At 59.7% G+C, this 12,716-nt stretch carries 10 protein-coding genes and 1 tRNA gene; all 11 read left to right on the top strand.

What is annotated here, in order from left to right:
- Window positions 1–4 precede the first annotated feature (4 nt).
- The 11 genes from KGA82_RS03165 to KGA82_RS03215 all read left to right on the top strand — a co-directional run bounded on the left by KGA82_RS03165 (window position 5) and on the right by KGA82_RS03215 (window position 12,437).
- Complete coding sequence (locus tag KGA82_RS03165; RefSeq protein WP_017336948.1) at window positions 5–646, top strand: urea amidolyase associated protein UAAP2; 642 nt, start codon at window positions 5–7, stop codon at window positions 644–646.
- 291 nt (window positions 647–937) lie between these two features.
- Entirely contained in the window at window positions 938–4,564 is a 3,627-nt protein-coding gene (uca, locus tag KGA82_RS03170) for an urea carboxylase (RefSeq protein ID WP_223449597.1), read from the top strand.
- A 25-nt stretch (window positions 4,565–4,589) separates the two neighbouring features.
- Window positions 4,590–6,356, top strand: coding sequence for an allophanate hydrolase (gene atzF, locus KGA82_RS03175; RefSeq protein WP_223449598.1), 1,767 nt, complete (start codon window positions 4,590–4,592; stop codon window positions 6,354–6,356).
- 193 nt (window positions 6,357–6,549) lie between these two features.
- The gene (locus KGA82_RS03180; protein WP_008036200.1) at window positions 6,550–8,037 is read left to right on the top strand and encodes a sensor domain-containing diguanylate cyclase; all 1,488 of its coding nucleotides are present in this window, start codon (window positions 6,550–6,552) and stop codon (window positions 8,035–8,037) included.
- A gap of 6 nt (window positions 8,038–8,043) precedes the next feature.
- A complete protein-coding gene (locus tag KGA82_RS03185; protein WP_008025763.1) occupies window positions 8,044–8,238 on the top strand; it encodes a cysteine-rich CWC family protein in 195 nt (64 codons plus the stop codon).
- A 57-nt stretch (window positions 8,239–8,295) separates the two neighbouring features.
- Complete coding sequence (locus KGA82_RS03190; RefSeq protein WP_008025762.1) at window positions 8,296–8,988, top strand: pseudouridine synthase; 693 nt, start codon at window positions 8,296–8,298, stop codon at window positions 8,986–8,988.
- 313 nt (window positions 8,989–9,301) lie between these two features.
- A complete protein-coding gene (locus KGA82_RS03195) occupies window positions 9,302–10,186 on the top strand; it encodes an alpha/beta fold hydrolase (RefSeq protein WP_008025760.1) in 885 nt (294 codons plus the stop codon).
- Between the two features lie 174 nt (window positions 10,187–10,360).
- Window positions 10,361–10,434 (top strand) — tRNA-Gly (locus tag KGA82_RS03200).
- A 314-nt stretch (window positions 10,435–10,748) separates the two neighbouring features.
- Entirely contained in the window at window positions 10,749–11,294 is a 546-nt protein-coding gene (locus KGA82_RS03205; RefSeq protein ID WP_008036198.1) for a PAAR domain-containing protein, read from the top strand.
- Window positions 11,295–11,304: 10 nt separating this feature from the next.
- On the top strand, window positions 11,305–12,087 hold the full coding sequence (locus KGA82_RS03210; protein ID WP_008036197.1) for a hypothetical protein: 783 nt from the start codon (window positions 11,305–11,307) through the stop codon (window positions 12,085–12,087).
- Window positions 12,072–12,437: a hypothetical protein gene (locus KGA82_RS03215; protein ID WP_008036195.1), complete on the top strand. Its 366-nt coding sequence runs from the start codon at window positions 12,072–12,074 to the stop codon at window positions 12,435–12,437. Before KGA82_RS03210 ends, KGA82_RS03215 begins: the two co-directional genes overlap by 16 nt.
- The last annotated feature ends 279 nt before the right edge of the window (window positions 12,438–12,716 follow it).

The following is a 12,716-nucleotide window of genomic DNA, read 5'->3' on the forward strand; positions in this document are numbered from 1 at the left end:
TGCCATGTCACTCGCAATCGCTACCGCTCAAAAGCATCCAGAAACAGCGGTCTACCGCGCCACCATTCCCGCCGGCGAACCGTGGCTGATGGAGGTCAAGGCCGGCCAGACCCTGCGCATCCTCGACCTGGAAGGCAATCAGGCGGTTGATACGTTGTTCTACAGCGTCGCCAACCCGAAAGAACGCTACGACGTGCAACGCACCTTGCGCCGGCAGAACAGCGTCTACCTGAGCACCGGCAGCGTGCTCTATTCCAACCTCGGCAAACCGATGCTGACCATCGTCGCCGACACCTGCGGGCGCCACGACACCCTCGGCGGTGCCTGCGCGCAAGAGAGCAACACCGTGCGCTACGCCCTGGAAAAACGCTACATGCACAGCTGCCGCGACAACTACCTGCGCGCCTGCGTCCACGACGGGCGACTGGGCAAGGGCGACATCGGGCCGAACATCAACTTCTTCATGAACGTGCCGGTCACGGCGGATGGCGGGCTGACGTTTGAGGACGGTATTTCGGCGCCGGGCAAGTACGTGGATTTGCGAGCGGAGATGGACGTGATCGTGCTGATTTCCAATTGTCCGCAACTGAATAATCCGTGCAATGCCTACAACCCTACGCCTGCGGAGCTGCTGGTATGGAACTGAAACTGAACCGTCTGCGTCGCTGGTTGTTTGCCTTGTGCCAGGCCCGTTCCGGGCAGTGCCTCAAACCTCAGGAACACCACTAACCCCCTGTGGGAGCGAGCCTGCTCGCGAAAAACCCAAGTGCACCGCGGGGCATCTGGTTTTACGCGTAATCGTTCACGACCATCGCGAGCAGGCTCGCTCCCACAGGGTTCAGCGGTGTTCTGAAGACTTGTGATTTTCCGCCGGGGACGACCCCGGCGCCCAACGAAAAACTGCGGGACGGCCCGCATCCCCTCCAGGGGTTATGCCATGTTCGAAAAAGTCCTGATTGCCAACCGTGGCGCCATTGCCTGCCGCGTCCTGCGCACCTTGCGTGAACTGCACGTCAAAGGCGTCGCCGTTTATTCCGAAGCCGATGCCGCGAGCCTGCACATCCTGCATGCCGATGAAGCCCACAGCCTTGGAGAAGGCGCCGCCGCCGGCACCTATCTGGCGGTCGATAAAATCCTCGCCATCGCCAAAGCCACTGGCGCCACGGCGATCCATCCCGGCTACGGTTTCCTCTCGGAAAACGCCGCATTCGCCGAAGCCTGCGAAACCGCCGATATCGCGTTCATCGGCCCGACGCCAGAACAGCTGCGCGTGTTCGGCCTCAAACACACCGCGCGCGCCCTGGCCAAGCAACACGGCGTGCCGATGCTCGAAGGCACCGAGCTGCTCGACAGCCTCGACGCGGCATTGATCGCCGGCGATCAGGTCGGCTACCCGGTGATGCTCAAAAGCACTGCCGGTGGTGGTGGCATCGGCATGCGCGTGTGCCGCAACGCTGGCGAGTTGAGTGAATCCTTCGAAGCCGTAAAACGCCTCGGCCAAAACAATTTCAGCGATGCCGGCGTGTTCATCGAGAAGTACATCCAACGCGCCCGACACCTGGAAGTTCAAGTGTTCGGCGACGGTCGCGGTGAAGTGATCGCCCTCGGCGTGCGCGACTGTTCGGTACAACGGCGCAACCAGAAAGTCCTCGAAGAAACCCCGGCGCCGAACCTGCCCGACGGCATGGCCGATGAGCTGTGCGCGGCGGCGATCAAACTGGCAAAAGCGGTGAACTACCGCAGCGCCGGCACCGTGGAATTTGTGTTCGACAGCGCAGACCAGCGCTTCTACTTTCTGGAAGTGAACACCCGTTTGCAGGTGGAGCACGGCGTCACCGAACAGGTGTGGGGCGTGGACCTGGTGCGCTGGATGGTGGAACTGGCGGCGGGTGATTTGCCGCCGCTGAGCGTATTGAGCCAAGGCTTGAAAGCCGAGGGCCATGCGATTCAGGCGCGGCTTTATGCGGAAGATCCGGGGCGCGATTTTCAGCCAAGCCCAGGTTTACTGACCGCTGTAAATTTCCCTGTCGCCGACGGCAAACAGCTGCGGATCGACACCTGGGTCGAGGCCGGTTGCGAGATACCGCCGTACTTCGACCCGATGATCGCCAAGGTCATCTGCTGGGCGCCGACCCGCGAACAAGCGCGTGCGGATTTGCATCAAGCACTGGGCGACAGCCAGCTCTACGGCGTGGAAACCAACCGCGATTACCTGCGGCAGATTTTGCTCGACGCGCCGTTCACCAGCGGCCAACCGTGGACCCGTTGCCTCGAAGGCCTGGTGTATCAGGCCAACACTTTTGAAGTGCTCAGCGCCGGTACGCAGACCAGCGTTCAAGACTATCCGGGGCGACTCGGTTACTGGGCCGTGGGCGTGCCGCCGTCAGGGCCGATGGACAGTCGCGCATTGCGATTGGGCAACCTTTTGCTGGGTAACGACGAAGGCGCCGCCGCCCTGGAGATCACCATGAGCGGGCCGTTGCTGCGCTTCAATTGCGAGGCGGTGGTGGCGGTCACCGGAGCAGTGATTCCGCTGACGTTGAACGGCGAAACCGTGGCGATGAACACGGCGCTGTTGATTCCGGCAGGCGCTACGTTGAGTCTCGGCACGATTGGCGGCGCAGGCGCCCGCAGCTATCTGTGTGTGCGCGGCGGGCTGCAGGTGCCCGATTATCTGGGCAGCAAAAGCACCTTCACCCTTGGACAGTTTGGCGGCCATGGTGGTCGCGCATTACGGGCCGGCGATGTGTTGCATGTGCCGGCGTTGACCGATCACAGCGTCGGTGAGCAACTGCCTGCAATCGCTGAGCTGCCTGCCGTGCGGCAGATCCGGGTGATCTACGGCCCCCATGGCGCACCGGAGTATTTCACCGAAAACTACATCGGCACGTTTTTCGAGACTCAGTGGGAAGTGCATTTCAACTCCAGCCGCACCGGCGTGCGTCTGATCGGGCCGAAGCCGGAATGGGTGCGTGCGGACGGCGGTGAGGCGGGGCTGCACCCGTCGAATATCCACGACAATCCGTATGCGATTGGCGCCGTGGATTTCACCGGGGACATGCCGGTGATTCTGGGGCCCGACGGCCCGAGCCTCGGCGGGTTTGTGTGCCCGGTGACAGTGATCGAGGCGGATCTTTGGCAACTCGGCCAGCTCAAGGCCGGGGACAAAGTGCAGTTCCTTCCCGTCGATCTCAAAACCGCCCGCAACCTAGCCTTGAAATGGAACCCTTGTAGGAGCCGGCTTGCTGGCGATGGGGCCCTAACAGACACCGCGTCAACTTCATCGCCAGCAAGCCGGCTCCTACAGGGGGTTGTATCGCCTGTTGTTATGGAGATTGGCCAGGACGATACGCGGTTGGTTGCGCGACTGTCGGGGGATACGCACCTGTTGCTTGAGATCGGCGCACCGGAACTGGACCTCGTCCTGCGCTTCCGCGCCCACGCCCTCATGCAAGCCCTGGAAAGCAAACACCTGCACGGCGTGATCGACCTCACACCCGGCATCCGTTCGCTGCAAGTGCACTACCAACCCGAGCAACTGCCGCTGGCCGATCTGCTCGGTATCGTCGCCGGTGAATGGGACGCGGTGTGCGCCGCCAAGGATCTGCAAGTGCCGTCGCGCATCGTGCATCTGCCGCTGTCCTGGGACGATCCGGCCTGCCAATTGGCGATCGAGAAATACATGACCACCGTGCGCAAGGACGCACCGTGGTGCCCGAGCAATCTGGAGTTCATCCGCCGCATCAACGACCTGCCGAACCTCGATGAAGTGCAGCGCACGGTGTTCGACGCCAGCTATCTGGTGATGGGGCTGGGCGACGTCTACCTCGGTGCGCCGGTCGCCACCCCGCTCGACCCGCGTCATCGTCTGGTGACCACCAAATACAACCCGGCTCGCACCTGGACTGCGGAAAACTCGGTGGGCATCGGCGGCGCGTACATGTGCGTGTACGGCATGGAAGGCCCCGGCGGTTATCAGTTCGTCGGTCGCACGTTGCAGATGTGGAACCGCTACCGCGAAGTCGCCGCGTTCGATGGCAAACCGTGGCTGCTGCGTTTCTTCGACCAGATCCGTTTCTACCCGGTGAGCGCCGATGAACTGCTGCGCATCCGTCGGGACTTCCCCCTCGGGCGCTTCGATTTGAACATCGAACACAGCCAGTTGAACCTCGCGGATTACCAGGCGTTCCTGACCAAAGAGTCCTCGAGCATTGCAGCTTTTCGGGATCAACAGAAAGGCGCGTTCAACGCCGAGCGCGAGCGCTGGATCGCCAGCGGCCAGGCCCACTTCGACAGTGAGGAAGCGGCCCCGGAAACGACCGAAGACGCACCGTTGGCCAGTGGCGAAATGAGCGTCGACAGCCACATCGCCGGCAACCTCTGGCAGGTCCAGGTGGAGACCGGCAGCCGCGTCGCTGCCGGCGATGTGCTGGTGATTCTGGAGTCGATGAAGATGGAAATCCCGCTGCTCGCACCGATGGCCGGCGTGGTGCGCGAAATCCGCGTGCAACCGGGTTCGGCCGTGCGCGCCGGACAGCGCGTCGTGGTGCTGGAACTCGACTGAACCCATTTTGCAAAGGACTCACTTCATGACCATCAATCTGCAACTCGACGCCCTGCGCAGCGCCTACCGCGATGGCAGCATCACACCGCGACAACTGCTGCTGAACCTGCGCGATAAAGCCGCCGCCCTGAACCCGGACTATCACCTGTTCATTCATTTGCTCAGCATTGAAGAACTGGAGCCGTACCTCGCCGCGCTCGACGGCCGCGATATCGACAGCCTGCCGCTGTACGGCGTGCCGTTCGCGATCAAGGACAACATCGATCTGGCGGGCATTCCGACCACGGCAGCGTGCCCGGCATTTGCCTATGTGCCGCAGCAGTCGGCGACCATCGTCGAGCAATTGCTGGCGCTGGGCGCGATTCCGCTGGGCAAGACCAATCTCGACCAGTTCGCCACCGGCCTCAATGGCAGCCGCTCGCCGTATGGCGCGTGCCCGAACAGCGTGTTGCCAGAGTATCCGTCAGGCGGTTCCAGTGCCGGTTCCTCGCTGGCGGTGGCGCTGGGCGTGGCGAGTTTTTCGTTGGGCACGGACACGGCGGGCTCGGGGCGAGTGCCGGCGGGGTTGAACAATCTGGTGGGGATGAAAGCCACCAAAGGGTTGATCTCCACGGCGGGCGTGGTGCCGGCGTGTCGTACGCTCGATTGCGTCACGACCTTTACCGCGACGGCTCGGGAAGCCAGTCAGTTGCTGGCGCTCACCGCGCATCTCGATCCACGGGACGAATACAGCCGCCGTAATCCGCTGTGGAATGACGGCTCGGCGTTCGGCACACCGCGCCCCTTCCGCTTCGGCGTACCGCGTGCGCAAGACCTGGAATTCTTCGGTTGCCCTGAAGGTCCGCTGTTGTTCGGCGATGCCATCGACCGGCTCAAGGCGTTGGGCGGTGAAGCCGTGGAACTGGATTTGTCGCCTTTCCTTGAAGCGGCACGCCTGCTGTATGAAGGCCCGTGGGTGGCGGAGCGCTACAGCGTCGCCGGCGAGTTGATGGAGCAAAATCCTCAAGCGGTGTTGCCGGTGATTCGTGCGGTGTTGGCCAAGGCGCCGGCGGTGAACGGTGTGCAAACCTTCCGCGCCCAATATCGGCTGCAAGCCTTGAAAGCGCTGTGCGACAAGGCGCTGGAAGGACTCGATTGCGTGGTCACGCCGACCATCGGCCGTCCCGTCACACTGGCGGAGCTTGAGGCTGAGCCGGTGCTGCGCAATTCGGAACTGGGTTACTACACCAACTTCATGAACCTGCTGGACTACGCCGCCGTCGCGGTGCCGAGCGGGTTCATGGGCAATGGTTTGCCGTGGGGCGTGACGGTGTTTGGCCGGGCGTTTACCGATCAGTATTTGTTGAGTGTGGCGGATGCGTTTCAGCGTCGTTCTCCTGCGCCCGCAACGGTCGCGCGTAACGATCGTGCAAGGCTGGTGGTGTGCGGCGCGCATCTGGATGGGCTGGCGCTGAACTGGCAGTTGAAGCGGCGCGGTGCAACGTTGGTCGAGACGACGTTCAGCTCGCCGGACTATCAACTGTATGCATTGGCCGGTGGCCCGCCGTTTCGTCCGGGGATGGTGCGGGTGAAGGATGGCGGCGTAGCGATTGCGGTGGAGGTCTGGGAGTTGCCGAGCAGTGAACTGGGGTCGTTTTTGACCGGGATTCCTGCACCGCTGGGGTTGGGCAAGGTGCAACTGGCGGATGGGCGTTGGGAGAGTGGGTTTATCTGCGAGGCGTATGGGTTGGAGGGTGCGGTGGATATCAGTCATTTGGGTGGATGGCGTGCGTACCTGACAGATTCGAGGTGATCTTTCGATTCGCGGGCAAGCCTCGCTCCTACAGGTTTACGCAATCCCCTGTAGGAGCGAGGCTTGCCCGCGATGGCGTCAGCGCAGACGCCACCGCACCTGACCCTCGCCGATTCACCCCACAAATCCCGCAGTTATTTCCCCGCAGTGCCACTAGAATGCTCTCCAACGGGCCACTGCCAACGGAATCGCCATGCTGCTTCACTCGCCGCTGTATTCGCAACGTTCGCTGGTCCTCACGCTGATCGCGCTGCTGGGCGCAGGTTTTCTCGCCACGTCATTTCTCAGCTACTACGCCTCGCGCGCCTCGATCCGCGACAACATCGTCAATACTGAGCTGCCGCTGACTTCGGACACGGTCTACTCGGAAATCCAGAAAGACCTCGTCAGACCGATCCTGATTTCCTCGATGATGTCCCGCGACACCTTCATGCGTGATTGGGTGGTCAACGGCGAACACGACCCCGACCAGATGACCCGCTACCTCAACGAGGTCATGACCCACTACGGCGCCTACACCGCATTTTTCGTCTCCAACGGCACGCTCACGTACTACCACGCCAAAGGCGTGCTCAAACAGGTCAAGGTCACTGAGCCGCGCGATGCCTGGTATTTCCGCGTGCGTGACATGGCTGCCCCTTACGAGATCAACGTCGACCCGGACCTGGCCAACAAGGACAACCTGACGTTCTTCATCAACTACAAGGTCTACGACTACAACAACCGTTTCATCGGCGCGGCAGGCGTTGGTCTGACCGTCGATGCGGTGATCAAGCTGATCGACAAGTATCAACAGCGCTATCAACGCAGTGTGTATTTCGTCGACAGCTTCGGTCGATTGGTGCTTACCGGCGCCGAGGGTGGCCCGCAGGGCGCGCATATCGGCCAGAAACTCAACGACCTGGAAAGCATGAAAGGCCTGGTCAACCAGCTGCCCAAGCCCCACAGCGGCAGCTACGAATATTCCGTCCAGGGCCAGGGCCATTTCCTCAACGTGCGCTTCATCCCGGAACTGAACTGGTACCTGTTCGTCGACAAACGCGAAGACGGCGCCCTCAGCGAAATCCGCCAGTCGCTGTACCTCAACCTGCTGATTTGCCTGCTCGTGACCTTGACTGTGCTGGCCCTGCTCAATCGGGTGATCAAACGTTATCAGGGCAAGATCCAGGCGCAGGCGACCCTCGACAGCCTGACCGAACTGCCGAACCGTCGCGGCTTCGATCTACTGGCCGCACAAGCCATGCACGAAGCCCAACGCGAACCGAAACCGCTGACCGCCTTGCTGCTGGATCTGGACCACTTCAAGGCCTTGAACGACACCTACGGTCACCTCGCCGGCGATCAGGTGCTGATCGGCTTCGCAAGGGATCTGGAGAGTTGCCTGCGCCATTCCGACATCGTCTGCCGTTGGGGCGGCGAAGAATTCATCGTGCTGCTCAAGGACACGGACGGTGAGACCGGTCTGATGATTGCCGAGAAAATTCGCCAGCATGTCGAAGAACAGCTTTATGCCTACAACGGTCACACCTTGCATCTGACGGTCAGCATTGGCTTGACCACGCTGCAACCGGATGACACCTTGCACACCCTGCTCTCCCGCGCCGATCATGCGATGTATCGGGCCAAGCAATCCGGCCGTAACCGTACCTGCGCGGAAATGCCTCACACCAGTTATGCATAGTCCTACATGAACAAGCCTGAATTCTGCCCGGCCTGCGGCGCCTCCAACGACTGCACCCTGGCCGACCCGCGAACCGCCGATCGGGCCTGCTGGTGCTACGGCGTCAGCATCGACCCGGCGGTGCTCGAAGCACTGCCGCCCGAACTGCGCGACAAATCCTGCCTGTGCCCGCGCTGCGCGCAGGTCGAGGCGCAGTTGTAAGCATCCTTGTGGCCGATCACGTAAGATGCGCGGCCCGTTTCCTGCCGATCTCACTTCATGCGCGTTGACCGTTTCCTCAGCAACCTGCCCCGCTTCAACCGTAAGCAGGTTCGCCTGTTGCTGGTGGAAAAGCGCGTGCGGGTCGACGGAAAAATCGTCAGCGACCCTCACACAGAGGTGCTGGAGTTCAGCCGCGTCGAAGTCGATCAAGAAGTGCTTCAACTAGGCAAACCCGCCCGCTATTTCATGCTGCACAAGCCCCCTGGTTGCGTCAGCGCCACCCGCGATCCGGAGCACCCGACGGTGCTCGATCTGTTCGACGAGCCGGACAAGGAAGACCTGCACATCGCCGGCCGCCTGGATTTCAACACCACCGGCCTGATGCTGATCACCAACGACGGCAGCTGGTCACGACGCCTGACCCAGCCGCAGACCAAATTGCCCAAGGTCTACTACGTCGAGACCGAGCAGGACATCGGCCCGGAATATGCTTTGAAATTCAGCGAAGGCCTGTACTTCGCCTTCGAAGACCTCACCACGCTGCCGGCCGAGCTGGCGCTGCTCGGGCCGAAGTCAGCGCGGCTGAGCATCGTCGAAGGTCGTTATCACCAGGTGAAGCGGATGTTCGGCCACTTCGACAACAAAGTGCTGCGCCTGCACCGCGAACGCATGGGGCCGCTGGTGCTCGACAGCACGTTGAAACCGGGCGAATACCGCCCTTTGAGCGATGAAGAGATCGGATTGATCTAAGCAGCCTACCGCTCAGCAGAAGTTGTCGAACAATTTACGAATGGCACTTGCGCGATGCCAACTCCCCTGCTTGAATCAGGTCGTCAGCCGAAATGTGACTGACGAGTCACAACATACGTCTAAGAAACTTTTTGTCGGTTAGAGAACCTCAAGGTTCCGCCTCAGACCGACAGACTGCCCGCCAATAACAACACCCGTCGACCGGACTGCAATGGATCGACATGGGCCTTCAAATTCCAGGCATATGCCTACCTGTCACAAAGCTCGTGCAATCTCATTTGCGCGCATACCCGCTTGCCAGGAGTCTTATGACATGAGGCCAGAAATCGCTGTGCTGGATATACAAGGTCAGTATCGGGTTTACACGGAGTTCTATCGCGCAGACGCCGCAGAGAAGACCATTATCTTGGTCAACGGCTCGATGGCCACGACTGCGTCGTTTGCACAAACCGTGAAAAACCTCCACCCGCAGTTCAATGTGGTCTGCTACGACCAGCCCTACGCGGGCAAGTCAAAAGCCCACAACCTGCATGAAAAATTGCTGACCAAGGAAGTCGAAGGGCAGATCCTCCTGGAGCTGATCGACCACTTCGCCGCCGAACACGTGCTGTCGTTTTCCTGGGGCGGCGCCGCGACCCTGGTCGCCCTCGCCCAACAACCGCGACGGATCGAAAAAGCCGTGATCAGCTCGTTCTCCCCGGAGATCAACGCGCACATGCTCGACTACCTCGAGCGCGGCGTCGACTACCTCGGCAGCCGTGACGGCGACCGGGTCGGCAACCTGGTGAACAGCACCATCGGCAAACACCTGCCGACCCTGTTCAAGCGCTTCAACTATCGTCACGTCAGCAGCCTGGCCGATCATGAATACGGGCAGATGCACTTCCACATCAGCGACCTGCTGCACAGCGACCGCCAGTGCTTCTTCAAGGCGGCAGAGAAAATCAACGTGCCGGTGCTGTTCATGAACGGCGAATGGGACGAATACACCGCCGCCGATGGCGCGGCTTTGTTCGCCAACCACGTGCAACACGCCACGTTCACGACGCTGGATGCGACGGGCCACTTTCTCGACATGGAACACAAAGCCGCCTGCCGAGACAGTCGCAATGCGTTGCTGGGTTTCCTGAAACCTGAGCAACAGGCAAGCCGACCGCGTTACCACTACGTCCAGGACCAACATGCATTGTCCATTTGAAACAGCGTCATCGCGAGCAAGCTTCGCAGCCTAATGCAGTCCTGTAGGAGCGAGGCTTGCCCGCGAACGACCGTCACCCGGTCCGATGTCTTGTTTCACCTGCGCCAAAGCCCTCACGCGCAAAGAAAAACTTCATTTTCATGCGCACATCTGGTACAAAGTCAGCCGCTCTGAGCGGGTGTCGTATAATGGCATTACTCCAGCTTCCCAAGCTGATAACGAGGGTTCGATTCCCTTCACCCGCTCCACTATTTTCAAGGCCTCCAGCCTACCCCGCGTCAACAAGGTATCTGTTTCTGTTTTTTCAGAACACGAACAAACTAAAAACAGATACCAGTGCTTAGTCGACTTAGACCTATTGCGCCCCTCCTGCACGCTGGCAACTGGCCAACACACCACTATTCGCATGCCACCCACAGCTGATCAGGCTTAGTCATATAACTCTGGTTCATCATCTCCCATCCCATGCCCAGGCATGACCCCGCGAACATCCGCGCGGGCTATTTTCCAGCACAAGTCTGATACAGTCGCCCTCGTTAAATTCGTTGACAGGGAGTCAAGCATGGCAAAGCCAGCTGCACGAATCACCGACCCAACCAGTTGCCCCATACCTGGGCACGGCTCCAAAGCTATCGCCTCCGGCTCTCCTGATGTGTTCTTCGACGGCCTTGCAGCCGCTCGCAAAGGGGACACGTGTACTTGCGGTAGTGCGTTAGCCTCGGAAGTGTCCGGCACAGTGTTTATCAACGGCAAAAACGCCGCATTGGTCGGCACTGTCGGAACCCATGGCGACGTCGTAATCGGCGGTTCGGGTACGGTCATCATCGGAAGCTCCCACACCCCTGCCCCCTTTACTCCGCCTACGCCCATGGTCATTCACGGGAACTGGATCGGTTTTAAGATTTCCGCAGAAGAAAGCTACAAAGGATTTGCTTGCACGGCTCACTTTGACGATGGGTCTTCCATGCCCGGCGTCTTTGACGCAAACAACTCGGTCAAATTTTCCAACCCCACCGGAAAGGCATGCCATACCTTGGCATTTGCCCAACACGAGAACACCTGCACAACCGCAGGTATCGACGGACTGCTGAACGATATTTTGGGATAAGGATATTCTCGTGACGGAACCGAACCTGGTAACCGGAAGTTATGTTGTAAAAAGTGAACATACGCTCGACCGATCCCCCCTTGAGATGGCGGTTGCAGGCATGGAGGGGGCGGCCAGTCGTTTTTCCATCGATGCCATAAAGGACGAACGCGTCCGCGCAAGCTACGAGGGCAATATTCGACGAATGTCACAGCAGATATTCGCCGAGGTGCGGGCCGGCAACATAAGCGTTGAGGACGCGACAAAGTTCAGCAATGAGATGCGCAACAAAATCATGCTCGAACACCGCAAGCTGACCTCTGCGCAGGGCCTGGCCATCGTGCAAAAAAAGAAGAAAACCGGGAAAACACACAGCGAAATCCTGAACGAAAAATCTCAAACCCAGTTCAACAAAAATTACGAACAACTTTCAAAGGCCCAACAAAAAGAAGTCCTGTACAAAGCGCTGGAGCGGTCCGGAAGTGCCAATGCCAAGTTCACCTCTGGCACCAAAATCATGTCTGTTATGGGCAAGGTTGGCATCATCATGACAGCGGTGCTGGCCACTTACCAAATACTGAACGCAGACGACAAGGCCAAGGAAACGGCTCGTCAAGCCACGATCCTGGGTGGTGGTGCGGCGGGTGGATTTCTGGCGGGTTTGGGCATATCCGCACTTTGTGGTCCTGGAGCTCCGGCTTGCGCCATAGCCGTTGTTCTCATCGGTAGCATTGCTGGTGGCATTGCAGGCGGGGTCGCGGCTGATACGTTCGACGCAGAGCTAGAGGAGCTGGCCCATTGGGACATATTCTGACCCCCGCGGAACGAGCCAGCATCCAGATCGCGCTGGCAGAGGCTTTTGTAGACAGCACTGTCGACTACGCCTCTATTGCAGAACGAATCCGGGGCTATGACCCAAAGGTCGTTGAAGACATCTTGTACTCAGAGGTCGCGCCTGTGTGTTTCAGCAACCTTGAAACGCCCGTCCCTCCTGTTTGGACTGGTTTTCAGGATGAATGGTTACTAGATGAAATAGCCAAAGAACTCAAAGCGCGAGAAAACAGTTGGCTGCGACGTAGCTTCGACCTGTTAAAAGTTACATGGCTACGCTACAGCTACGGTTACATTTGGAAGGAGCTCATGAAATTTAATCAATTCCAGTAGCCCACCTGCACCAGCTTCCCAAGCTGATAACGAGGGTTCGATTCCCTTCACCCGCTCCAATCGAATTTATGTCTCACGTCAGGATGGTTTTGACGGGGGATGCAGGAACACAAAAAACCGGTCCAAGTGACCGGTTTTTTTGTGCCCTGAATCTGGAATCCCGCGAGCCAGCCGCAAGGCCAGCCGACCCGATGCCCCTACCCTGCCCGCACGCCATGCGGTGCTATACTTTTTCATGGCTTGAACGAAGTGAGAAGCGTTGCCCACGGGTACCGAAAC

Source organism: Pseudomonas sp. BF-RE-22 (assembly GCF_019956155.1).
GTDB classification, from domain to species: domain Bacteria; phylum Pseudomonadota; class Gammaproteobacteria; order Pseudomonadales; family Pseudomonadaceae; genus Aquipseudomonas; species Aquipseudomonas migulae.

Excerpts from the sequence above, each read along its gene's own strand:
- KGA82_RS03165 (WP_017336948.1), top strand. The coding sequence starts at position 5 with ATGTCACTCGCAATCGCTACCGCTCAAAAGCATCCAGAAACAGCGGTC.
- uca (WP_223449597.1), top strand. The coding sequence starts at position 938 with ATGTTCGAAAAAGTCCTGATTGCCAACCGTGGCGCCATTGCCTGCCGC.
- atzF (WP_223449598.1), top strand. The coding sequence starts at position 4,590 with ATGACCATCAATCTGCAACTCGACGCCCTGCGCAGCGCCTACCGCGAT.
- KGA82_RS03180 (WP_008036200.1), top strand. The coding sequence starts at position 6,550 with ATGCTGCTTCACTCGCCGCTGTATTCGCAACGTTCGCTGGTCCTCACG.
- KGA82_RS03185 (WP_008025763.1), top strand. The coding sequence starts at position 8,044 with ATGAACAAGCCTGAATTCTGCCCGGCCTGCGGCGCCTCCAACGACTGC.
- KGA82_RS03190 (WP_008025762.1), top strand. The coding sequence starts at position 8,296 with ATGCGCGTTGACCGTTTCCTCAGCAACCTGCCCCGCTTCAACCGTAAG.
- KGA82_RS03195 (WP_008025760.1), top strand. The coding sequence starts at position 9,302 with ATGAGGCCAGAAATCGCTGTGCTGGATATACAAGGTCAGTATCGGGTT.
- KGA82_RS03205 (WP_008036198.1), top strand. The coding sequence starts at position 10,749 with ATGGCAAAGCCAGCTGCACGAATCACCGACCCAACCAGTTGCCCCATA.